The 22,065-nt window shown below is 70.5% G+C and carries 17 protein-coding genes and 1 pseudogene; 10 read left to right on the top strand and 8 right to left on the bottom strand.

What is annotated here, in order from left to right; genetic code table 11:
* The first annotated feature begins 97 nt into the window (after positions 1 to 97).
* From urtA to urtE, 5 genes are all read left to right on the top strand, one after another.
* Entirely contained in the window at positions 98 to 1,363 is a 1,266-nt protein-coding gene (gene urtA, locus KAK03_RS05410) for an urea ABC transporter substrate-binding protein (RefSeq protein ID WP_210852158.1), read from the top strand.
* A gap of 146 nt (positions 1,364 to 1,509) precedes the next feature.
* Positions 1,510 to 3,084, top strand: coding sequence for an urea ABC transporter permease subunit UrtB (urtB, locus tag KAK03_RS05415; protein WP_210852159.1), 1,575 nt, complete (start codon positions 1,510 to 1,512; stop codon positions 3,082 to 3,084).
* Position 3,085: 1 nt separating this feature from the next.
* A complete protein-coding gene (urtC, locus tag KAK03_RS05420) occupies positions 3,086 to 4,213 on the top strand; it encodes an urea ABC transporter permease subunit UrtC (protein ID WP_210852160.1) in 1,128 nt (375 codons plus the stop codon).
* Positions 4,210 to 5,091: an urea ABC transporter ATP-binding protein UrtD gene (gene urtD / locus KAK03_RS05425; protein ID WP_210852161.1), complete on the top strand. Its 882-nt coding sequence runs from the start codon at positions 4,210 to 4,212 to the stop codon at positions 5,089 to 5,091. Before urtC ends, urtD begins: the two co-directional genes overlap by 4 nt.
* Before the next feature lies 1 nt (position 5,092).
* On the top strand, positions 5,093 to 5,785 hold the full coding sequence (urtE, locus tag KAK03_RS05430) for an urea ABC transporter ATP-binding subunit UrtE (protein WP_210852272.1): 693 nt from the start codon (positions 5,093 to 5,095) through the stop codon (positions 5,783 to 5,785).
* 18 nt (positions 5,786 to 5,803) lie between these two features.
* Here urtE and KAK03_RS05435 read toward each other — a convergent pair whose 3' ends face one another.
* Positions 5,804 to 6,040, bottom strand: coding sequence for a hypothetical protein (locus KAK03_RS05435; protein WP_210852162.1), 237 nt, complete (start codon positions 6,038 to 6,040; stop codon positions 5,804 to 5,806).
* Between the two features lie 83 nt (positions 6,041 to 6,123).
* On the bottom strand, positions 6,124 to 7,494 hold the full coding sequence (locus KAK03_RS05440) for a tetratricopeptide repeat protein (RefSeq protein ID WP_210852163.1): 1,371 nt from the start codon (positions 7,492 to 7,494) through the stop codon (positions 6,124 to 6,126).
* A gap of 157 nt (positions 7,495 to 7,651) precedes the next feature.
* On the opposite strand from KAK03_RS05440, the gene KAK03_RS05445 reads away from it, so the two are divergent.
* From KAK03_RS05445 to KAK03_RS05455, 3 genes are read left to right on the top strand one after another with little or no spacing between them, the layout of a single operon-like run.
* Entirely contained in the window at positions 7,652 to 8,641 is a 990-nt protein-coding gene (locus KAK03_RS05445; protein ID WP_210852164.1) for a YncE family protein, read from the top strand.
* A gap of 38 nt (positions 8,642 to 8,679) precedes the next feature.
* A complete protein-coding gene (locus KAK03_RS05450; protein ID WP_210852165.1) occupies positions 8,680 to 9,951 on the top strand; it encodes a TIGR03862 family flavoprotein in 1,272 nt (423 codons plus the stop codon).
* A 37-nt stretch (positions 9,952 to 9,988) separates the two neighbouring features.
* Positions 9,989 to 10,663 (top strand): glutathione S-transferase family protein, encoded by a 675-nt coding sequence (locus tag KAK03_RS05455; protein ID WP_210852166.1) that lies wholly within the window; start codon positions 9,989 to 9,991, stop codon positions 10,661 to 10,663.
* Between the two features lie 18 nt (positions 10,664 to 10,681).
* Here KAK03_RS05455 and KAK03_RS25505 read toward each other — a convergent pair.
* The 6 genes and pseudogenes from KAK03_RS25505 to KAK03_RS05485 all read right to left on the bottom strand — a co-directional run.
* Positions 10,682 to 11,176 (bottom strand): annotated as a pseudogene (locus KAK03_RS25505) (methyl-accepting chemotaxis protein); the annotation flags it as partial.
* A gap of 1,568 nt (positions 11,177 to 12,744) precedes the next feature.
* Positions 12,745 to 13,575 carry an urease accessory protein UreD gene (locus tag KAK03_RS05465; protein WP_210852167.1) on the bottom strand — a complete coding sequence of 277 codons (831 nt, stop codon included), beginning with the start codon at positions 13,573 to 13,575 and terminating at the stop codon, positions 12,745 to 12,747.
* A 28-nt stretch (positions 13,576 to 13,603) separates the two neighbouring features.
* Positions 13,604 to 15,379: a DUF1631 family protein gene (locus KAK03_RS05470; RefSeq protein WP_210852168.1), complete on the bottom strand. Its 1,776-nt coding sequence runs from the start codon at positions 15,377 to 15,379 to the stop codon at positions 13,604 to 13,606.
* A gap of 22 nt (positions 15,380 to 15,401) precedes the next feature.
* Entirely contained in the window at positions 15,402 to 16,169 is a 768-nt protein-coding gene (locus KAK03_RS05475; RefSeq protein ID WP_210852169.1) for an ABC transporter permease, read from the bottom strand.
* Entirely contained in the window at positions 16,166 to 16,975 is an 810-nt protein-coding gene (locus tag KAK03_RS05480) for an ABC transporter ATP-binding protein (RefSeq protein WP_210852170.1), read from the bottom strand. Before KAK03_RS05480 ends, KAK03_RS05475 begins: the two co-directional genes overlap by 4 nt.
* A 4-nt stretch (positions 16,976 to 16,979) precedes the next feature.
* Positions 16,980 to 18,014 carry an ABC transporter substrate-binding protein gene (locus tag KAK03_RS05485; RefSeq protein WP_210852171.1) on the bottom strand — a complete coding sequence of 345 codons (1,035 nt, stop codon included), beginning with the start codon at positions 18,012 to 18,014 and terminating at the stop codon, positions 16,980 to 16,982.
* Positions 18,015 to 18,209: 195 nt separating this feature from the next.
* Here KAK03_RS05485 and xdhA point away from each other — a divergent pair, with 195 nt between their 5' ends.
* Together xdhA and xdhB are read left to right on the top strand one after the other, a co-directional pair.
* Positions 18,210 to 19,688 (top strand): xanthine dehydrogenase small subunit, encoded by a 1,479-nt coding sequence (xdhA, locus tag KAK03_RS05490; protein ID WP_210852172.1) that lies wholly within the window; start codon positions 18,210 to 18,212, stop codon positions 19,686 to 19,688.
* Entirely contained in the window at positions 19,685 to 22,039 is a 2,355-nt protein-coding gene (gene xdhB / locus KAK03_RS05495; protein ID WP_210852173.1) for a xanthine dehydrogenase molybdopterin binding subunit, read from the top strand. Before xdhA ends, xdhB begins: the two co-directional genes overlap by 4 nt.
* Positions 22,040 to 22,065: the final 26 nt, after the last annotated feature.

The following is a 22,065-nucleotide window of genomic DNA, read 5'->3' on the forward strand; positions in this document are numbered from 1 at the left end:
CGCCTCACTCTACGCCAGTGTGCGTATGGTCGGTCCGGGCGGCGGCTTCTAACCTGCGGGCACTGATTCACCCCCAACCCCTCCCAGGAGCACCCGCATGCAATTCACCCGCCGTTCCATCACCGCGCTGGCCGCCGCCGCCTGCGCGCTCGGCTTCACCACGCTGGCCCAGGCGGCCGACACCATCAAGGTGGGCGTGCTGCACTCGCTGTCGGGCACGATGGCGATCTCGGAAACCGTGCTGAAGGACACCGTCCTGATGGCCATCGACGAGATCAACGCCAAGGGCGGCCTGCTGGGCAAGAAGCTCGAGCCGGTGGTGGTGGACCCGGCCTCGAACTGGCCGCTGTTCGCCGAGAAGGCCAAGCAACTGATCGACCAGGACAAGGTGGCCGTGGTCTTCGGCTGCTGGACCTCGGTGTCGCGCAAGTCGGTGCTGCCGGTCTTCGAAGAGAAGAACTCGCTGCTGTTCTACCCCGTGCAGTACGAAGGCGAAGAGCTCAGCAAGAACGTCTTCTACACCGGCGCCGCGCCCAACCAGCAGGCGATTCCCGCGGTGGAATACCTGATGAGCAAGGACGGCGGCTCGGCCAAGCGCTTCGTGCTGCTGGGCACCGACTACGTCTACCCGCGCACCACCAACAAGATCCTGCGCGCCTTCCTGAAGAGCAAGGGCGTCGCCGAGGCCGACATCATGGAGGAGTACACCCCCTTCGGCCACTCCGACTACCAGAGCATCATCGCCAAGATCAAGAAGTTCGCCTCTGAAGGCAAGAAGACGGCGGTGGTCTCGACCATCAACGGCGACTCCAACGTGCCCTTCTACAAGGAACTGGGCAACCAGGGCCTGAAGGCGACCGACGTGCCGGTGGTGGCCTTCTCGGTGGGTGAAGAGGAACTGCGTGGCGTCGACACCAAGCCGCTGGTCGGCCACCTGGCCGCCTGGAACTACTTCATGAGCATCAAGAACCCGACCAACGCCGAGTTCGTCAAGAAGTGGAGCGACTACGCCAAGGCCAAGGGCATCGCCGGCCACAAGGACAAGCCGCTGACCAATGACCCGATGGAAGCCACCTACATCGGCATCAACATGTGGGCCCAGGCCGTGACCAAGGCCAAGTCCACCGACACCGACAAGGTGATCGCGGCGATGGCCGGCCAGACCTTCAAGGCCCCGGGCGGCTTCACCAGCACGATGGACAAGGAAAACCACCACCTGCACAAGCCGGTGTTCATCGGTGAGGTCAAGGCCGACGGCCAGTTCAACGTGGTGTGGAAGACCCCGGGTCCGGTCGTGGCCGATCCGTGGAGCGACTACATCGCCGAGAACAAGGGCAAGAAGAACGTCCCCGAGAAGAAATAACCCCCCCTACCGCAGCACAGCTGCGGCCCCCAGGGCGCGAGTTCTGGGGGCGACGCGAGTGGACCGGCGAAGCCGGATCCACCGCGTCTGCCGGAAGGCGCGGGCGGCTGGCGCCGGCCCGCGTTTTCGTTTGTCGAGGGATGGTGATGATTCGTTGGATTCTTGGCCTTGGGCTGTCGTTGGTGGCGATGTGTGCTTCGGCGCTGACGGCGGAGCAGGCGCGGGCGATCGCGGCGGGCGAGACCGATGCGCGGATCGCGGCGCTGGGCGAGGCGGCCAAGGTGCCGGATGCGGCGCTGGCGGGCTTCGTGCAGGCGCTGCTGGATGACGCGGTCAAGCTGACGCCCAAGGCGGTGCTGGTGATCGATGGCACGGCCGTCAAGGATGCGGTCACCGGTGCGGCGGCCACGTTGCCGGACGACGCCGAGGACGTGGTCAACAACAACCGCATGCGCGGTGCGCTGCAGGCGGTGCAAGCGTCGATGAAGCTGCTGTCGCCCGAGCTGGCGGTGCGCCAGGCGGCGGTGGCCGAGCTGGCCAAGGGCGGCGTGGATGAGTCGCAGCTGCCGCTGCTGGACAAGGCGGTCGACGCCGAACCCGATGCGGCGCTGAAGGCCACGCTGGGCCGCCTGCGCGCCAATGTGCTGGTGTCGTCGGCCGACAAGGACAAGCGACTGGCGGCGGTGAAAGAACTGGCCGCCAGTGCGGAGCCCCAGGTCAAGGCGCTGCTGCAGGAGCGCCTGGGCAGCGAAGCCGACGCCGAGGTCAAGGGCGCGCTGATGAGCGCGATCGGCCAGGTCGAGTCGCGCCTGGTCTGGGGCGAGCGCCTGGGCGTGGTCTTCACCGGCGTCAGCCTGGGCAGCATCCTGCTGCTGGTGGCGCTGGGCCTGGCGATCACCTACGGCCTGATGGGCGTGATCAACATGGCGCACGGCGAGCTGATGATGATCGGCGCCTACGCCACCTACGTGGTGCAGAACCTGTTCCGGGCCTATGCGCCCGGCGCGTTCGATTTCTACCTGTGGCTGGCGGTGCCGGCCTCGTTCCTGGCGGCGGCGCTGGTGGGCGCGGTGCTGGAGCGCACGGTGCTGCGCTGGCTCTACGGTCGGCCGCTGGAGACCCTGCTGGCCACCTGGGGCATCTCGCTGGTGCTGATGCAGGGCGTGCGCTCGCTGTTTGGCGCGCAGAACGTGCCGGTGGAGAACCCGGCCTGGCTGTCGGGCGGCATCGCGGTGCTGCCCAATCTGACGCTGCCCTACAACCGCATCGCCATCATCGGTTTCGCCTTCGCGGTGCTGGCCGGCGTGGCGCTGCTGATCGCCCGCACCCGGCTGGGTCTGTTCGTGCGCGGCGTCACGCAGAACCGCCGCATGGCCGCCTGCGTGGGCATCCACACCGCGCGCATCGACACCTATGCGTTCTCGCTGGGCGCCGGCATCGCCGGGCTGGCGGGCTGCGCGCTCAGCCAGGTGGGCAACGTCGGTCCGGACCTGGGCCAGAGCTATATCGTCGACAGCTTCATGGTGGTGGTGCTGGGCGGCGTGGGCCAGCTGGCCGGCACGGTCTACGCCGCGCTGGGTCTGGGTGTGCTGAACAAGTTCCTGGAAGGCTGGGCCGGTGCGGTGCTGGCCAAGATCATGGTGCTGGTGTTCATCGTGGTGTTCATCCAGAAGCGTCCGCAAGGGCTGTTCGCGATGAAGGGCCGAAGCGCCGAGGCATGAGATGACAACGACGACCCTGACCCTTCCCGCGCCGCGCCGCGGCCTGCTGCTCACCCCCGCCGGCTGGTCCGGCGTGCTGCTGGCCACCCTGGTGGTGACCGCGCTGGTGCCGGTGCTGAACCTGCTGGTGCCGGCGGGCAGCGCGTTCCACCTCAGCGACTTCTATGTGCAGCTGGCCGGCAAGATCATGTGCTATGCGATCTGCGCGCTGGCGATGGACCTGATCTGGGGCTACACCGGCATCCTCAGCCTGGGCCATGGCCTCTTCTTCGCGCTGGGCGGCTACGCGATGGGCATGTACCTGATGCGCCAGATCGGCCGCGACGGCAACTACCAGACCGAACTGCCCGACTTCATGGTCTTCCTGGACTGGAAGGCACTGCCCTGGCACTGGGCCTGGAGCGACAGCTTTGTGCTGCAGATGGGGCTGGTGCTGGTGGTGCCGGGCCTGCTGGCCTTCGTGTTCGGTTTCTTCGCCTTCCGCAGCCGCATCAAGGGCGTGTACTTCAGCATCATCACGCAGGCCATGACCTTCGCGGCGATGCTGCTGTTCTTCCGCAACGAGACCGGCTTCGGCGGCAACAACGGCTTCACTGACTTCAAGCGCATCCTGGACATCCCGATCGCCCAGCCGTCCACCCGCATGGTGCTGTTCGTCATCACCGGCCTGACGCTGATCGGCTTCTACCTGATGGCCCGCGCCATCGTGAACAGCAAGTTCGGCCGGGTGCTGCAGGCGATCCGCGATGCCGAGAGCCGCGTGATGTTCACCGGCTACAACCCGCTGGCCTACAAGCTGGCGATCTGGACCTTGAGTGCCGTGATGTGCGGCGTGGCGGGTGCGCTGTATGTGCCGCAGGTGGGCATCATCAACCCGGGCGAGATGAGCGCGGCGGCCTCGATCGAGATCGCCATCTGGGCCGCGGTGGGCGGTCGCGCCACGCTGATCGGGCCGATCGTCGGCGCCTTCTTCGTCAATGGCGCGAAGAGCTGGTTCACGCAGGTGTTCCCCGAGTTCTGGCTGTATTTCCTGGGCGCGCTGTTCATTGCGGTGACGCTGTTCCTGCCGCAGGGATTGGTCGGCCTGGTGGATCGCCTGAAGGGCGCGAAGAAGGAGGAGCGCGCATGACGCCCGACCTGATGGAAGCTGGCGCCAAGGCGCTGGAGGCGCACCGCGCCAAGGTGGAGGCCGAGGTCACCAGCGGCGACCGCGGCGCCAGCTTCGGCCGCGTGCTGCACGGTGCCGAGCCCGACTTCGCGCACGGCGTGGCGCTGTACCTGGACGACATCACGGTCAGCTTCGACGGCTTCCGGGCGCTCAATGCACTGAGCCTGGCGGTGAACGTGGGCGAGCTGCGCTGCATCATCGGCCCCAACGGCGCCGGCAAGACGACGATGATGGACGTCATCACCGGCAAGACCCGGCCCGATGCCGGCACCGCCAGCTTCGGCTCCAACATCGACCTGCTGCGCCTGCGCGAGAACGAGATCGCGCAGATCGGCATCGGCCGCAAGTTCCAGAAGCCCACGGTCTACGAGCAGCTCAGCGTGTTCGAGAACCTGGAGCTGGCCCTCAAGGCCGACCGCCGCGCGCGTGCCAGCCTGTTCTCGCGCCTGTCGGGCGCGCAGCTCGACCGCATCGGCGAGATCCTGCAGCTGATCCACCTGCTGCCCGATGCCCAGCGCACCGCCGGCCTGCTCAGCCACGGCCAGAAGCAGTGGCTGGAGATCGGCATGCTGCTGATGCAGGACCCCAAGCTGCTGCTGCTGGATGAACCGGTGGCCGGCATGACGGACGAAGAGACCGAGCGCACCGCCGAGCTGTTCCTGAGCCTGGAGGGCCAGCACTCGCTGGTGGTGGTGGAGCACGACATGAAGTTCGTCGACCAGCTGACCGAGGGCCGCAAGACGGTGACCGTGTTGCATGAAGGCAGTGTGCTGGCCGAGGGCCTGCTGTCCGAGGTCCAATCGAACGAGAAGGTGGTGGAGGTGTACCTTGGCCGCTGAGATGCTGAAGGTCGACGGCCTGAACCAGTACTACGGCGGCAGCCACATCCTGCGCGGTGTCTCGTTCGAGGCGCGGCTGGGCGAGGTGACGGTGGTGCTGGGCCGCAACGGCGTGGGCAAGACCACGCTGCTCAAGAGCCTGATGGGCGTGGTGCCGGTGAAGACCGGCACGGTGCAGCTGGGCGGACGCGACCTGACCCGCGCCACGCCCTATGAGCGCGTGCGCGCCGGCATGGGCTATGTGCCGCAGGGCCGTGAGATCTTCGGTCGCCTGACGGTGGAGGACAACCTGCGCATGGGCCTGGCCAGCCGGCCGGCGGGCACCAAGATCCCGGATGAGCTGTTCACGCTGTTCCCGGTGCTCAAGCAGATGATTGCGCGTCGCGGCGGTGACCTGTCGGGCGGCCAGCAGCAGCAGCTGGCGATCGCCCGCGCGCTGGCGCCAGGCCCGAAGCTGCTGATCCTGGACGAGCCCACCGAGGGCATCCAGCCCAGCATCATCAAGGACATCGGCCGCGTGATCCGCATGCTGGCCGACCGCGGCGACATGGCCATCGTGCTGGTCGAGCAGTACTACGACTTCGCCGCCGAGCTGGCCGATCAGTACCTGGTGATGGAGCGTGGCGAGATCATCGCCCGCGGCCGCGGCGAGGACATGGCGGCCAATGGCGTGCGCGAGCTGATGTCGATCTGAGGACCCCGCCGGCCCGCCTCACCAGGGCAGGCCGCTGTCCCTGATGATCTTCTCGGTCTCCTGCTGGTCCAGCTTCAGGGCCAGGTCGCGGCGTTTCTCCAGGGCCTGCCTGGTCAGGAACGGCGCCAGCTTGGCCTTGGCTGCCTTGGCCTTGGCGTCCTCGGGGTTCTTCGACAGGACCTTGTACAGGCCCTCGAGCTCCTTCAACAGGCGGTCGAGGTCCTTGTTGAAGGCGTCGATGTACTTGTGACCCATGGCTGACTCCGGTGGCTGACGGTCGGGCAGATTCTGGGCGGGCGCTTGGCCGAGGGCATCGGGACGACTCCGCATTGGGCGGCTCAGCGTCCCGGCGCGTCCTGCGGCGCGTCCCCCGGCACGGGCAGTCCCGGCGCGGCGTCGCGCCAGGCCCGGGTCAGCGCGGCCCAGGCCGCCTGGTGGTGCAGGGGACGCCAGAACGGGTCGGTGTCGAGCATCAGCAGGTTGGGGTCGCGCTGGCTGATCGCCCGCTGCAGCGCCTGCAGGGCCAGGCCGGACTCGCCCAGACGGGCGTGGGCCAGCGCCAGCACATAGGGCGACAGGTGGGTGCTGTGCAGGGCCCGCAGCGCGGCACTGGCGGCGGCACGTTCGGCCGGCACGCCGATCTGGCCGCAGACCGACCAGCGCAGCGCCTGGTAGCCCGGCTCCTGCGGCGCCGCCGCCAGCGCTTCCTCGGCCCAGGGCCGCGCCGCCTCGGGGTCGCCGTCGCTCAGGGCGATCAGGGCGGCCAGCGCCAGTGCCGGCGCGCTGCGTGGCGCGATGTCCAGCACGGCGGCCAGCTCGGCACGGGCCTGGTCCGGCCGGCCCTGGGCCAGGCGCAGGTTGACCAGGTGCATGCGGCTGGCCAGGTAGTGCGGATCGAGACGGCGAGCCTCGTGCAGTGCGGCCTCGGCTTCGTCCCACAGGCCGCGGTAGGTCAGGTGACAGCCGAAGGCGCTGTGCACGAAGGCCTGCTGCGGCGCCAGCGCCCGGGCGCGTTCGAAGCCGGCGCGCGCCGGCGCCCAGGCCCAGCCGAACTGGTGGTGCGCGGCGGCACGCAGCGTCTGCGCCAGCGCGTCGGTGGGATCCAGCAGCAGCGCCTGGTCCAGCGCGCGCTGGCATTCGGCGGCGGCCTCGGTGGGGGGCACCGACCAGCTGGTGGCACTGTTGTACCAGGCCCGCCCCAGGCCGGTCCAGGCGGGCGCCCAGGCGGGTGCGGCCCGCACCGCGGCAGCGAAGCGATCGCGCGCCTGGGCCAACAGGGGCGCGCTGACCGGCCCGCGCAGGAAGTGCTCGCCGCGCTCGACGAGGTCGCGCGCGGCGCGGCTGACCGTGGGCGGGTGCAGCGGCGCCAGCCAGTGCACCTGGTAGCTGCCGGGCCGCAGCGCCAGCCGCCAGGGGTCGGCCATGCCTTCCTCGGCGTAGTAGCGGGCCAGCCGCGCCCGCAGCCGGCGCATCTCGACGCGCACGATGCTGTCCTCGGCCGGATCGAAGCGGTCGGCTGGCCGGCCCAGCACCTGCACCGCGATCAGGGATTCCTTCAGCGAGGCGGTGTCGCCCGCCGCGCAGCGCTCCACCAGGTGGCGCAGCAAGCGACGGTGGCGCAGTGCCCGGGCGAAGGCGCCGCTGGCCTCGATCCGTGCCAGGGCAGCGGCCTGCTCGGGCGGCACGGCGGGAGAAGAAACGGCGCTCATCGCCGTGGCAGTTTAGGGTCTGTTCACACGACCGCAACCCTTCCGGTCGTGTGAACGGGCCCCAGCCAAGGTGTCACCGCCCTGTCACCCCCGCGGACTCGACCCGCGGTGCCGCGCGGCCGCAGACTGGCCGCACCACCACCCCCAAGGAGCTCGCATGCACCTGCATCGCACGACCATGCTGACGGGCCTGCTGGCGGCCACGCTGGCCAGCCCCGCGGCCCGGGCCCAGTACACGCTGTATGTGGGCAACGACCAGTGCCCCACCAACAACTCGGTGACCCAGTTCACCGGCAAGCCCTGGGCCAGCGGCGCCACAGTGCCCGTGGGCCACTGCCCGGCCGGCATCGCCTTCAGCCCGTATGGCGCCACCGCCTGGGTGATGAACGCCGGCGCGAACACCATCACGCCGATCAACACCGCCACCTTCACCCCCGGCCCGGCCTTCAACGCCGGCGTCACCGCGCCGCTGTTTGCCGCGGTCACGCCCGACGGCCAGTGGCTGGCCACCACCGGCGCGGGCTCCAACCAGCTGGCGCTGATCGCTACCGGCAACACCGCGGTGGTGAAGACGGTGGCGGTGGGGGCCTCGCCCACCGGTCTGGCGGTGTTGCCCGACGGCAGCAAGGCCTACACCGCCAACGCCGGAGACAGCACCGTGTCGGTGGTGTCGCTGGGCGCCACGCCCAAGCTGAAGAAGACGCTGTCGCTGCCCGGCTGCAGCCCGTACGGCATGGCGGCCACGCCGGACGGCAGCGCGGTCTATGTGGCCTGCATCACCGGCCCGCTGTGGCGCATCCGCACCGCCAAGGACAAGGCCGATGCCGCGCCGATCACCCTGCCGCAGAGCAGCGGCGGCGCGCAGGTCGTGATCACCCTGGACGGCAAGACCGCCTTTGTGTCCAACACCAACGGCGCGGTCTACCCGGTGACGCTGAAAACCGGTGCGGTCGGCACGCCGATCGCCATCCCGGGCGCCTATGGCCTGGCGCTGAGCCCCGACGGCAAGGTGCTGGCGGTGGGCAATGGTGACTGCTGCTGGCTGGATACGCCGGTGCACTTCGTCAAGGTCAGCACGCAGACGGTGGAGACCACGCTGGGCACCGGCACGAACTACACCCACCGCTGGATCGCCTTCCGGCCCTGATGACCTGGGGGGCCGCAGGCCCTACACTGCGACCCCCCATGAGCTTCACCACCCCCACTGCCGGTCCCCGCGTGGCCGTTGTCGGCGCCGGCCCCGCCGGCCTGATGGCTGCCGAGGTGCTGGCCGCGGCCGGCGCCCAGGTTGACGTCTATGACGCCAGCGCGGTGCCGGCCCGCAAGTTCCTGCTGGCCGGCAAGGGCGGCCTGAACCTGACCCATTCCGAGGCGCTGCCCGCCTTCACCGGCCGCTACGGTGAACGCGCGCCCGAGGTGGCGTGCTGGCTGGAAGCCTTCGGGCCCCAGGCCCTGCGCGACTGGGCCCAGGGCCTGGGCGTGTCCACCTTCGTGGGCAGCTCGGGCCGGGTGTTTCCCGAGTCGATGAAGGCCGCGCCGCTGCTGCGCGCCTGGCTGGCGCGGCTGCGGGCGGCCGGCGTGCGCCTGCACCTGCGCCACCGCTGGCAGGCCGGCGTGCTGCAGCACGGCTCCGAGTTGCGCTTCGAGACCCCCGACGGCCCGCGCCAGGTGCATGCCGATGCCGTGGTGCTGGCGCTGGGCGGCGCCAGCTGGGCCCGCCTGGGCTCGGACGGCGCCTGGGTGCAGCCCCTGGGCGATGCCGGGCTCGCGCTGTCGCCGCTGCAGCCCGCCAACTGCGGCTTCGACGTGGGCTGGAGCGAGCACTTCGCCAGCCGCCACGCCGGCGCACCGCTGAAGTCGGTGCTGCTGGACACGCGCGACAGCCGCGGCCGACAGTTCCGCCGCAAGGGCGAGTGCGTGGTCACGTCCACCGGGCTGGAGGGCAGCCTGGTCTACGCCGCCTCGGCGCTGCTGCGTGACGAGATCGCAGCCCACGGGCGGGCGCTGGTGCTGCTGGACCTGCTGCCGGACCGCCCGGTCGAGGCCTTGCAGGCCGCGCTGGCCCGCGGCCGGGGCGCGCGCAGCCTGGCCAATCACCTGAAGGAACAGGCCGGGCTGTCCGGCGCCAAGGCCGGCCTGTTGCGCGAGGGCCTGAGCGCCGAGGAATGGCAGCTGCAGAGCCGCGACGCCGCCTGGCTGGCGCGCCGCATCAAGGCGCTGCCGCTGCAACTGCACGCGGCCCGGCCGATCGACGAGGCGATCAGCACCGCCGGCGGCGTGCGCCTGGAGGCGCTGGACGAGCACCTGATGTGGCCCGAGCGCCCCGGCGTGTTCTTCGCCGGCGAGATGCTGGACTGGGAGGCGCCGACCGGCGGCTACCTGCTCACCGCCTGCTTCGCCAGCGGCGTGGTGGCGGCCCGCGGCCTGCTGGACTGGTGGGCGGCCAAGACCCCGTGACGCCGCGGGTGCCGGCCGCCCCGTAGCATGCCGGCCCATGATCACCGTCCACCACCTGAACAACTCGCGCTCGCAGCGTGTGCTGTGGCTGCTCGAGGAACTGGCGCTGCCCTACGAGATCCGCCACTACCAGCGCGACCCGCAGACCATGCTGGCGCCACCCTCGCTGAAGGCGGTGCATCCGCTGGGCAAATCGCCGGTGCTCAGCGACGGCGACATCACCGTGGCCGAGAGCGGTGCCATCATCGAATACCTGCTCGACACCCATGACCAGGGCCGGCTGCGGCCGGCGCCGGGCACGCCCGAGCAGCGGCGCTTCAGCTACTGGCTGCATTTCGCCGAGGGCTCGGCGATGCCGCCGCTGCTGATGAAGCTGGTGTTCGCCCGGGTGCGCTCGGCGCCGATGCCCTTCTTCGTCAAGCCGGTGGCGCGGGCGATTGCCGACAAGGTGCTGACCAGCTTCGTCGAACCCAATCTGCGCGCCCAGCTCGATTTCATGGAATCCGAGCTGTCGGGACGCGAGTGGTTCGCGGGCGACACCTTCAGCGCCGCCGACATCCAGATGAGCTTTCCCGTCGAGGCCGCGGCGCAGCGCGCCGGGCTGGATGCCTCGCGGCCGCGGCTGATGGACTGGTTGCGCCGCATCCATGCGCGGCCGGCCTACCGGCGTGCGCTGGAGCGCGGCGGCCCCTACGACTTCGCGCGCGACTGAGGCTCGCCCAGCGCCGACTCAGGTCCTGAGCTGATCGACCAGGCGCTGCAGCTCGTCGGCGCCGTGGCGCAGCGTGTTGGCGGCGCTGCTGGTGGCCTCGGCGCTGTGGGCGTTGTGGGCGGTGGTGTCGCCGATCTGGCGCACCGCCTCGGCCACCTGGCCCACGGCCATGGTCTGCTCGCGGGTGGCGGTGGCCAGCTGGCCCATGGCCTCGCCGACGCCACCCACCTGGTCCAGGATGCGGTCGACGCTGTCGCGCGCCTTGTGGATCTCGGCCACGCCGGCCTCCACCTGTTCGGCGGACCCGGTGATCAGCGAGCGGATCTCGCCCGCGGCACTGGCGCTGCGCTGGGCCAGGGCCCGCACCTCACCCGCCACCACCGCGAAGCCGCGACCGGACTCGCCGGCCCGCGCCGCTTCCACCGCGGCATTCAGGGCCAGGATGTTGGTCTGGAAGGCGATGCCGTCGATCACCTGCACGATCTCGCCGACGCGCCGGCTGGTGGCGGCGATGCCCTCGACCGTCTGCACCGCGCCCTGCATGCGCTGGCGGCCATCGGCGCCGGTGTTGCGGATCTGGTGGAACAGCTGATCGACCTGCTCGACATGGCTGGCATTGCTGCGCGCGGTCTGGGAGACCTGCTCGAGCGTGGCGGCCGACTCCTCGACCGTGGCGGCCTGCTGGCTCGCACGGCTGGCCAGGTCGTGGCTTTGCTGCTCCATCTGCTGGCCGGTCTGCGCCACCTGCTGGGCATGGCTGCGGATGCTGCCCACCACGCCTGCCAATCGGCTGCACATCGCATCGAGCTCCGGGGCCATCATGGCGAACTCGTCACGGCCCGGCACGCCCGCACGCACCGACAGGTCGCCCGCGGCGCCGGCATGCGCCACCCGGCTGACCCGCTGCAGCGCATCCATCACGCTGGCATAGAAGCCGGTCATCGCATAGGCCAGGACCAGCACGCCCAGCAGCGAGCCGCCCAGGGCCAGCCACTGGCGCCGCTGCAGGACGTGCTCACGCTCGCTCAGGATCCCGGAGAGCCGGCCGGTGATCTGGCGCGAGAACGCGGTGGTCGCCTCGATCGCCGCCGTTCCGGCCTTGAAGAAGGCTTGCGGGTCGCCCTGCGGCTTGCCGTCGGCGAAGCTGCGGGCGGCGAGATCGGCAAAGGCCAGGTTGGCGGCCATCATCGGGGCGAAGCTGGTCGGCTCGGGATCGCCGGCCCGCAGCAGCGCCGCGACCCGCGTCTTCATGCCCTCCACCTGCTCCTGCAGCATCGCCACGCGACCGCTGACCTGGGCCAGCGCGGTGGTGCTGGCTTCGCCGCTGCTGATCAGGCCGGCGCCCTGCCCGCGCAGCAGCCCGGCTGTTTCGGTCAAGGGCAGCGAGCGTTCGACCACCATGTCCATCAGGAAGAAGCTGGCGGCCTCGGGGTCGAAGAGCAGTTCGGAGGTCTCGCCGATGCGCGATGCCAGCGCACGCATGGCCTTGACCTGGGCGGTGTGGGCCGCAAACACCTGGGCGCGGTCACCGTCGCGCCGCCCTTCACCCAGTGTCGCGACGGCTGTGGCGATCGGGCTCCAGGCGTCGGTCAGGCCCCAGGCCTGCAGCGCCGCCTGTTCTTCCTTCATCGCCGCGAGGCCCTTGGCCAGCTCGGCCCGTGTGGCCTGCAGCGCCTGCTCGGCCTGGGCATTGCCGCCCATCGCCAGATTGGTCTGGCCGCGGTGCTTCTGCGTGGCCACGGCCACATCCAGCAGCGCGGCCACGACGCGGGCGCCCTGCGCCTCGTTGCGGGCCACCGCCAGCGCGCGGCCGGTGTCCAGCAGCGTGCGGCCGATCAGGATCATCAGCGGCACGGCGATCAGGGCGACGATCAGCGCCATCTTGGCGGGCAGCCGCAGCTGGCGCATCACGGACACGGCCGGACGCAGGAATGATCCATCGGCGGCAAGGGACATGGCAGAGCACCTCGGGTGACAGGACACGGCGAATGCGTGTTTATCGCCCGACCCTCCCGGACCCGAAGGGCTGAAAAGCCGCGTCTGGGCCCGCTATTGCGGGTTTTCCCGCGGGTGGGCCGGCGTCACATCGCCCACAGCCGTGGCGGGCATTCGGCCAGCGACCACAGGCGGCGGCGCCAGCCGGCGCGCACGGCGCGCGCCAGCGTGAACAGCGCTTCGGTGCGTGGCGCCAGCGCCCGCAGCACCACCACGCCGTCGTCGGCGGCGCTGACCCCGGCCCGGGCGGCCAGCGGCGAGGCCGCGATGCAGGCGCGCGCGTCCTCGAGCAGCTGTTCGCGCAGCCCATCGCTGAAGCCGTCGCCGGCGGCGCACCAGAGCGTGGCCAGGGCCCGCTGGCCGGCCCAGCCCAGCGGCGAGTCCAGCAGCACCCGGTCGTCGGCACGGATGCGTCCCTGCTCCAGCCAGCGGCCGGCGATCGAGACCGTCTGGTGCAGCTCGCCCCGCTCGAAGCCCAGCTCGGCGGCAGGCAGGCCCAGGGCCAGCAGGTCCCAGCCGATCATCTGCGCCCCGGGCGCCAGCTCGAAATGCAGCGCATTGGCGGCGCGGCAGCCGCTGTAGGCAATCGTCTCCAGCGGCAGCCACTCCAGCCGCGCCCCCGCGGCCAGCCGGGCCTGCAGCGTCTGCGTGGCCTGGGCACCGGCACTGCGGTAGAAGCGGGTGGCGCCGGGCGTGGTGATCAGCGCGTGGGTGCCGGGGCCCAGCGTGGCCTCGATCGCCAGCTGGTCACCGCCGACGATGCCGCCGGGCGGATGCACCAGCACGTGGTGGCAGATGGCGTCGCCCTCGGGGTAGAGGCGCTGCAGCACGCGCAGCGGACCCTCGTGGCGATCCAGGGCGGTGGTGCGCTGGTCCTCGAGCCGGTAGTCGAGCCGCAGGTGGCCGCGCCAGCTCAACGCCCACCCCAGCCAGCGGCCATCAGCCTCATGCCGGCTCCTGCGGCAGGCTCTCGACCGCGTCGCGCAGCCACTCGCCGGCCGGGATGGTGGTGATCAGGCCCTCGCCGCGCATGCGCTCGAGCACCCGGCGGCTGGTGCAGAAGGGCGTGCCCTGGCGGCGGCTGAAGGCGAAGAACTGGCCGTTGTCACTGATCCAGTCCAGCCGCACCGCGGTCCAGCGGCCCTGCAGGCAGGCGCGGCACAGGTCGTCTACGGCCAGCCCGGCCAGCCATTGCTGGGCGTCGCGCCAGGCGGGCGAGTCGGGGCTTTCGTCCATCGCCACCGGCACGGTGGCCAGGTCGGCATGGTGGATCCAGGCCGAGGACTGGATGTCGGGCGAGCCGGCCACCTCCGGCGGCGCCTCCGGCCCCGGCGCGCTGGCTGCCGCGCGGCGCGGCCAGGCCTTCAATGCCACGCGCAGCTCATCGACCTGGCGCTGGATGCGGGCCGGGGCCTCGTCGATCGCGCGCAGGCCGTCGTGGACTTCCAGCAGCAGGCAGTCCAGCTCGGCCGGCGTGGGCGGGCGCGGGCGATCCAGCGCGGCGGCGTCGACCAGGGTGTCGATCACGGCGGTCCAGCGGCGCGGGCCCGGGCCGTCGACGCCGTCGCGGGCGCTGGTGCGGGTGATCACCCGCACCCAGTCGCCCAGCAGGAACTGGCTGGCCTGCGGCAGCAGCTCGGTGCGCTGCAACTGCTCGACCACCTGGGCCTGGACCAGCGGCAGCAGCTCGGCGTGGCGTTCGGCCTGTTGCAGGTGGGCCACCGGACCCGGGTGGACCGGGTCGGGCAGCGAGGCATTGGCCAGGCGCTCCAGGTGCACGCGTGCCTGTTCGTAGTGGCGCGTCAGCAGCGGCTGCGGGGCGCGCTGCAGCGCGTCCATCAGCGGCTGCAGGCGCTGGTGCAGCGCGATCTTGCCGGGGGCCTGGCCGTCCAGGTCCAGCTGCGACAGCGCCACCAGGCGGTCGGTCAGCAGCCACAGCGGGTGCTGGGGGTCCTGCAGCAGCGCCGGCTCGGCGGCGGCGCTGGCCTGGGCCAGCCGAGACAGCCCCTGCAGCAGCTCGCGCATGCCCGGGCCCAGGCGCGCATGGTCCTGCAGGCGCTCGAACAGCGCCGCCACCTGGCCCGGCGGGATGGGCGCCGCCGGCGCCGGCGCGGCATGCGCGACACGGGCGGACAGGCCGCCGCGGGCGGCCTGCGCGGCGTCGATGGCCCGGGCGCCGGTGCTCTGCAGCCAGGCGCATTGGCGCTCGTAGGAGCGCGTGGCCTCGCGCACCAGCGCGGGACGCAGCTCCTTGAGCAGGTCCAGTCGCCGCGGCGCCGAGGGTACGGCGGCGTGCAGCGCGCGGTCCAGCGTCTCGGCCAGCGTGGCCGCTTCCAGCAGCACCGGGCTGGGGTAGCCCAGCGCGTCCGTCTCGCGGTACCAGCGCAGCGCCAGCGCGCCCAGCTCGCGCAGCACGAACTCGGCCTCATGGTCGATCGCCTGCACGGCGCCGCGCAGCTGGATGGATTCGTTGACCTCGTCGTCGCACAGCAGCGAGACGCCGCTGAGCGTCTCGACCACCACGCCGCCGATCGCGGTGTCCAGGCCGGCGCGGCGGGGTTCTAGAAGGGCTTCGCGCAGCTGGGCCTGCCAGGCGGGGCGCAGGCCGGGCTGGGTGCGCGCGCTGCCGTCGAACAGCACGCGGTCGACCAGGTCCAGCGCCTCGTCCAGGCAGAACTGGCGCCACGCATGCAGGGCGGGATCGGTGTCGCGCAGGCTCATGGGCGCGATTGTGCCCGGCGGGTCAGTGCGATTGCGAACCGCGGTGCGCCCAGGCCGTGGTGTGTTTCTCGATCCAGCTGAAGAACTCGTACATCGCCATGGCCATGGCGCCCACCACCACCAGACCGGCGAAGGCCAGGCCCATCTGCATCGCGCTGCCGGCGCTGACCAGCAGGTAGCCGATGCCCTCGTTCGAGGCCTGCATCTCGGACACCGTGGTGCCCACGAAGGCCAGCGTGATCGCCACCTTCAGGCTGCCGAAGAAGTAGGGCATGGAGCGGGGCAGACCGACCTTGGTCAGCACGTCCCAGCGGCTGGCGCCCAGCACCCGCAGCACGTCCTCCAGCTCGGGCTCGAGCGTGGCCAGGCCGGTGGCGATGTTCACGGTGATCGGGAAGAAGCTGATCAGGAAGGCGGTCAGGATGGCCGGACCGATGCCGATGCCGAACCACACCACCAGCACCGGCACGAAGGCCGCCTTGGGCAGCGCGTTGAAGCCGGTCATCAGCGGGTAGAAGGCGGTGTAGGCCATGCGCGAGCTGCCGATCAGGAAGCCCAGCAGCACGCCCACCACGATGGCGATGGCGAAGCCCGCCATCGTCACCCAGAAGGTGCGCCAGGCGTGGCCGGCGATGACGGCCTTGTACTCGAGCAGCTGCTCCCAGATGCGCGCCGGGCTGGGAAAGATGAACTCGCTGACGTTGAAGGCGCTGCAGATGCCCTGCCAGACCAGCAGGATCAGCACCAGCAGCACCCAGGGCGACCAGGCTTCCAGGCTCTTGCGCGTCATTGGGCGATCTCCACGCCTTGCTTGCGCATCGCGCCGATGTGGCCGCGCAGCTCATGCACGATGTCGGTGAAGGCCGGCGTGTAGGTGATCTCCAGGTCGCGCGGGCGCGGCAGGTCGATCTCGCGGCGCACCACCATGCGGCCGGGGCTCTTGCTCATCACGTAGACGGTGTCGGCCAGGAAGACGCTCTCGCGCAGGTCATGGGTGACCAGGATGACGTTGAACTTCTGCGCCGCCTGCAGGTCGCGCAGCGTGCACCACAGCTCTTCGCGGGTGAAGGCATCGAGCGCACCGAAGGGCTCGTCGAGCAGCAGCATCTTGGGCTCGTGGATCAGCGCGCGGCAGATGCTGGCGCGCTGCTGCATGCCGCCCGAGAGCTGCCAGGGGAACTTGTCCTCGTAGCCGCCCAGGCCCACGCTTTGCAGCAGGGCGCGGGCCTTGGCCTCGTACTCGGCCTTCTTCTGCTTGAAGCTGCTGCGGTAGGGCTCGACGATCTCCAGCGGCAGCATCACGTTGGCCACCGTGGTGCGCCAAGGCAGCAGGCTGGGGGCCTGGAAGGCCATGCCGGTGATCTTCAGCGGCCCGGTCACTTCCTTGCCACCGATGATCACCGTGCCTTGGCTGGGTCGCTTCAGGCCGGTGGCCAGTTTCATGAAGGTGGACTTGCCGCAGCCCGAAGGCCCGACGATGGCGATGAACTCGCCTTCGTCGACCTGCAGGTGGATGTCCTCGACCGCGTAATGGCCCTGGGCCAGCAGCTCGTCGTTGTAGGCGAGCCAGACCCCGTTGAAGTCGACGAAGGCCATCAGCTCACTTCTTGGCGAAGATGTTGCGCTCGGCGGCGGTGGGCAGGAAGCTGCCGTTCCAGACCGCATCCGGGTTGATGCGGCCCTTGGTCTGGAAGGCATCGGCCACCTGGCTGGCCATCAGGGCCAGGCGCGGCTTGCTGACGTCGCCGAAGCCCTCGGCCTTGGCGTCGGTGGTGGCCACCGAGGAGTCGATGGCCAGCTTCAGGCGGCGTTCCTCGAGGTCGGCGTTGATGATGCCGTCGCGCTCCTTGACCACCGCGATCGCGGCCTTCGGGTTGGCGATCACCTCCTTGGCGCCCTTGGTGAAGGCGCGCAGGAAGGCCTTGACCGCTTCCGGGTTCTTCTTAAGGAATTCCTCGCCGGCGATGATCACGTTGCCGTAGAGCTTGACGCCATGGGCCGGGTACATCATCACGTTGACGTCCTCGGCCTTGATGCCGCGGGCCTCCAGGTTCAGCAGGCTGGTGAAGTAGAAGCCGGTGATCGCGTCCACATCGCCCTTGGCCAGCATGGTCTCGCGCAGCGGCGGGTCCATCGAGACCCACTCGACCTTGCCGATGGCGTTGGCCTTCTGGAAGATCGGGAAGGCGCGGCGGCCGGCGTCGAACACCGGGGCGCCGAGCTTCTTGCCGGCCAGGTCGGCAGGGGTCTTGATGCCGCTCTTCTTGAGCGCGAAGACGGCGGCCGGCGTGTTGTTGTAGACCATCATCACCGCCACCGGCTTGTTCGGGGCGGTGGGGTTGTTGGCGTGGAATTCCATCAGCGCCGACAGGTCGGCGAATCCCATGTCGTAAGTGCCCGAGGCGACGCGGTTGACCGCGTTGCCCGAACCGTTGCCGGCGTCCACGGTGACGTTGAGCTTCTCGGCCTTGAACTGGCCCTGGGCCACCGGCAGCAGGAAGAAGGCGCTGGGGCCCTCGAAGCGCCAGTCGAGCTGGAACTTGACGGCGGTCTCCTGGGCGGTGGCGGGCAGGGTGGTGCCCAGCAGGCCGGCGGCAGCGGCCAGGGCGAGGATCGAGCGGCGGACGAAGGTCATGGCACAGGGCTCCAGAGGGTCATTCTTGAGGCGGGCGGACGGGGGCGGTCCGCGCGCATTGTCATCCAGCAACCGCTTGCAGGATCCGTGCCCGCGTCACGGATCTCTCGGTATTCTCCCGAGGTGGGTCGGCCAGTGGCCGGGTGGCGGTCCGATAATCGCGGGTTGATCTTTGTCCTTCGCCGGAGCCGCTGCATGACGCAGGCCACCAATACCGTCCGGGTCGTCATCGACGGCCGCATCGTCGAGGCCCAGGGCCTGCGACGCACCACCACCGTGCTCGACTTCCTGCGCGAACACCAGCACCGCAGCGGCACCAAGGAAGGCTGCGCCGAGGGCGACTGCGGCGCCTGCACCGTGCTGGTGGGCACCCTCAATGCCGCTGGCGACGCGGTGGACTACATCGCGGTGAACAGCTGCATGCAACTGCTGCCCACGCTGGACGGCAAGAGCCTGAAGACCGTCGAGAGCCTCAAACGCCCCGACGGCAGCCTGCACCCGGTGCAGCAGGCGCTGGTCAGCTGCCACGGCACGCAGTGCGGCTTCTGCACCCCGGGCTTCGCGATGAGCCTGGCCGGCCTGATGCAGGTACTGCCCACGCCCAGCCGCCAGCAGGTCAACGACGCGCTGCAGGGCAACCTGTGCCGCTGCACCGGCTACCGGCCCATCGTCGATGCCGCGCTGGAGGCCAGCGCAGCCGGTGCTGCCGCGCTGAAGCTGGACGACAGCGCCGACCTGCCGCTGCTGCGCCAGATCCGCCGAGACGCCGCCCCGACCTACTCGCTCGACGGCGAGCTGCTGGTGCAGCCGGTGGTGCGCACCCGCAAGGGCAGCAGCTTCACCTCGCCGGCCAACCTGGCCGAGCTGGACAAGGCGCTGCAGGACGCGCCGGGCGCCACGCTGCTGGCCGGCTCCACCGAGATCGGCCTGAAGGTCAACAAGCAGTTCCACCGCCCCGAGCACATCGTCTACCTGGGGAACGTGGCCGAGCTGCAGCAGGTGCAGACCAGCGCCGGCGCCTGGCGCGTGGGTGCGAGCGTGTCGCTGGAGCGCGTGCTGGACCTGGTCAGAACCGACTGGCCCGACTTTGCCGAGGTGCTGCGCCGCTTCGGCTCGCCGCCGATCCGCTCCACCGCCACGCTGGCCGGCAACATCGCCAATGGATCGCCGATCGGGGACAGCATGCCCTGCCTGATGGCACTGGGCGCGACGCTGGTGCTGCGCCGTGCCGGCCGCACCCGGCGCGTGGCGATGGACGCGTTCTACACCGGCATGAAGACCAGCGTGCTCCAGGCGGACGAACTGATCGAGGCGGTGGAGATCCCGCGCCGGCAGGCCGGCGAGGTCTTCGTCGCGCACAAGGTCAGCAAGCGCTTCGACCAGGACATCTCCGCGATCTGCGCCGCCGCGCGCTACACGTTGCAGGACGGGCGCCTGAGCGGCCTGCGTCTGGCGGTCAATGGCGTCACGCCCTTCCCGCAGCGGGTGCCGGCGCTGGAGTCCCTGCTGCAAGGGCGCGCGCCCGACAGCATCACCGCGGCCGAGGTGGACGCCGTGGTGGCCACCGCCTTCCCGGCGCGCGACGGTCTGCGCGGCACCTGGGCCTACCGCTCGCTGGTGGCCCGCAACCTGGTCCTCCGATTCATCGGCAACGAAGAGGCAGCCCTGGCATGAACGCTCCTGAATCCCTGAAGTCGCTGCTGCCCGCCGCCACCGGCCCCTTCTCCGGCAAGGAGGTGGCGCATGAATCGGCCGTGCTGCATGTCAGCGGCGAGGCCACCTTCACCGACGACATCCCGGAGCTGCGCGGCACGCTGTACGCCGCGCTGGTGACCTCGCCGGTGGCGCATGGCCGGCTGACGGGCCCGCACAACGGTGTCGACAAGGCGGCGCTGCTGGCCGAGCACGGCGTGGTGGCGGTCTTCACCGCCGAGGACATCCCCGGCGAGAACAACTGCGGCCCGATCGTCCACGACGACCCCTTCCTGTGCCCGGGCGAGCTGAACTACCTGGGCCAGCCGGTGGCGGTGGTGGTGGCGCGCGAGATGGTCTATGCCCGTGAAGCCGCGCGCAAGGCCAGGCTGTCCTTCGAAGAGCTGCCCGCCATCCTGACGATCGAGCAGGCGCTGGAGGCCCAGAGCTGGGTGATGCCCAGCAAGACCGTGGTGCGCGGAGACGCCGCCGCGGCGCTGACGGCGGCGCCGCATCGCCTGTCGGGCAGCACCCGCACCGGCCAGCAGGAACAGTTCTACCTGGAAGGCCAGGTCAGCTATGCGGTCCCGCGCGAGGACGGCCAGCTCACCATCTACACCAGCAGCCAGCACCCCGAGGGCAACCAGAAGGAGGCCGCCGCGGCGCTGAACCTGCAGACCAAGGATGTCGAGGTCATCTGCCGGCGCATGGGCGGCGGCTTCGGTGGCAAGGAGGGCAATGCCAGCATCTTCTCGCAGAGTGCGGCACTGGCCGCCTTCCTGCTGAAGAAGCCGGTCAAGCTGCGCGCCTGCCGAGACGATGACATGCTGATCACCGGCAAGCGCCACGACTTCCGCATCGACTACGACGTCGGCTTCGACGACACCGGCCGGGTGCTGGGGCTGGATCTGATGCTGGCCTCGCGCTGCGGCCCGACGATGGACTACTCGGGCCCGGTCAACGACCGCGCGCTGCTGCACATCGACAACACCTACTACCTGCCCAACGTCCATGTGGTGGGCCACCGCTGCCGCACCCACACCCAGAGCAGCACCGCCTTCCGCGGCTTCGGCGGCCCGCAGGGCATGTTCGCGATCGAGACCGTGATGGACGAGATCGCCCGCCATCTGGGCAAAGACCCGCTCGAGGTGCGCCGCGCCAACCTGTACCACGCCAGCGCCGACCCGGCCACGCTGACCACGCAGTACGGCCAGCTGATCGAGGACTGGGTGGGCGACCAGGTGATCGCCGAGGTTGAGGCCAAGGCCGACTATGTGGCGCGTCGCGCGGAGGTGGCGGCCTTCAATGCGGCGCACAAGACTGTCAAGCGCGGCCTGGCCTTGACGCCGCTCAAGTTCGGCATCAGCTTCACCGCCACGCTGCTGAACCAGGCCGGTGCACTGGTCAGCATCTTCAACGACGGCTCGGTGGCGGTGAACCACGGCGGCACCGAGATGGGGCAGGGCCTGAACACCAAGATCGCGCAGCTGGCGGCGGACGAGCTGGGCATCAGCGTCAGCCGGGTGCGCGTCACCGCCACCGACACGCTGAAGGTGCCCAACGCCTCGGCCACCGCGGCCTCCAGCGGCTTTGACCTCAACGGCGCCGCCACCCGCCACGCCTGCGAGCAACTGCGCGAGCGCCTGGCGCCGGTGGCCGCCGAGGCCCTGGGCTGCACGGCCGAGCAGGTGGTGTTCGGCGGCGACGGCGTGAGCAGCCCGACCGGCCAGTTCCTGGACTTCAAGACCCTGGCCAACAAGGCCTGGGCGGCGCGCGTGGGACTGAGCCAGACCGGCTTCTACCGCACGCCCGAGATCGGCTACGACCCGATGAAGCTGCAGGGCCGGGCCTTCTACTACTACTGCTACGGCGCGGCGGTCAGCGAGGTCGAACTGGATCTGCTGACTGGCGAGTGGCGGCTGCTGCGCGCCGACATGGTTCACGACGTCGGCCGCTCGATCAACCCGGCGATCGACCGCGGCCAGATCGAGGGCGGCTTCGTCCAGGGCATGGGCTGGTTGACGATGGAGGAGTGCCTGTGGGACGCCAGGGGCAAGCTGCTCACCCACGGCCCCAGCACCTACAAGATCCCGGTGGCCTCCGACATCCCCGAGCAGTTCCATGTCCACCTGTTCGATGGCCGCAACATCAAGCCCACGCCCTTCAACATCAAGGCCACCGGTGAGCCGCCGCTGATGCTGGGGCTGAGCGTGTTCTTCGCGCTGAAGGATGCGGTGGGCGCGGTCAGGCCTGGGTCGACGCCGGTGCCGCTGGTCAGTCCGGCCACACCGGAGCGGCTGCTGCTGGCCGCCCAGGCGCTGCGCCGCGCCTGACCCCCACGATCGCAGGCGTTCTGGGC

It is taken from the genome of Ideonella alba (assembly GCF_018069845.1).
GTDB classification, from domain to species: Bacteria; Pseudomonadota; Gammaproteobacteria; order Burkholderiales; family Burkholderiaceae_C; genus Ideonella; species Ideonella alba.

What these genes read in the sequence shown, in the direction of transcription:
- KAK03_RS05455 (WP_210852166.1), top strand. Translation starts at nt 9,989, where the DNA reads ATGATCACCGTCCACCACCTGAACAACTCGCGCTCGCAGCGTGTGCTG.
- KAK03_RS05450 (WP_210852165.1), top strand. Translation starts at nt 8,680, where the DNA reads ATGAGCTTCACCACCCCCACTGCCGGTCCCCGCGTGGCCGTTGTCGGC.
- urtB (WP_210852159.1), top strand. Translation starts at nt 1,510, where the DNA reads ATGATTCGTTGGATTCTTGGCCTTGGGCTGTCGTTGGTGGCGATGTGT.
- KAK03_RS05440 (WP_210852163.1), bottom strand. Translation starts at nt 7,494, where the DNA reads ATGAGCGCCGTTTCTTCTCCCGCCGTGCCGCCCGAGCAGGCCGCTGCC.
- urtA (WP_210852158.1), top strand. Translation starts at nt 98, where the DNA reads ATGCAATTCACCCGCCGTTCCATCACCGCGCTGGCCGCCGCCGCCTGC.
- urtD (WP_210852161.1), top strand. Translation starts at nt 4,210, where the DNA reads ATGACGCCCGACCTGATGGAAGCTGGCGCCAAGGCGCTGGAGGCGCAC.
- KAK03_RS05480 (WP_210852170.1), bottom strand. Translation starts at nt 16,975, where the DNA reads ATGGCCTTCGTCGACTTCAACGGGGTCTGGCTCGCCTACAACGACGAG.
- KAK03_RS05485 (WP_210852171.1), bottom strand. Translation starts at nt 18,014, where the DNA reads ATGACCTTCGTCCGCCGCTCGATCCTCGCCCTGGCCGCTGCCGCCGGC.
- KAK03_RS05470 (WP_210852168.1), bottom strand. Translation starts at nt 15,379, where the DNA reads ATGAGCCTGCGCGACACCGATCCCGCCCTGCATGCGTGGCGCCAGTTC.
- KAK03_RS05445 (WP_210852164.1), top strand. Translation starts at nt 7,652, where the DNA reads ATGCACCTGCATCGCACGACCATGCTGACGGGCCTGCTGGCGGCCACG.
- urtC (WP_210852160.1), top strand. Translation starts at nt 3,086, where the DNA reads ATGACAACGACGACCCTGACCCTTCCCGCGCCGCGCCGCGGCCTGCTG.
- xdhB (WP_210852173.1), top strand. Translation starts at nt 19,685, where the DNA reads ATGAACGCTCCTGAATCCCTGAAGTCGCTGCTGCCCGCCGCCACCGGC.
- KAK03_RS05435 (WP_210852162.1), bottom strand. Translation starts at nt 6,040, where the DNA reads ATGGGTCACAAGTACATCGACGCCTTCAACAAGGACCTCGACCGCCTG.
- xdhA (WP_210852172.1), top strand. Translation starts at nt 18,210, where the DNA reads ATGACGCAGGCCACCAATACCGTCCGGGTCGTCATCGACGGCCGCATC.
- KAK03_RS05475 (WP_210852169.1), bottom strand. Translation starts at nt 16,169, where the DNA reads ATGACGCGCAAGAGCCTGGAAGCCTGGTCGCCCTGGGTGCTGCTGGTG.
- urtE (WP_210852272.1), top strand. Translation starts at nt 5,093, where the DNA reads ATGCTGAAGGTCGACGGCCTGAACCAGTACTACGGCGGCAGCCACATC.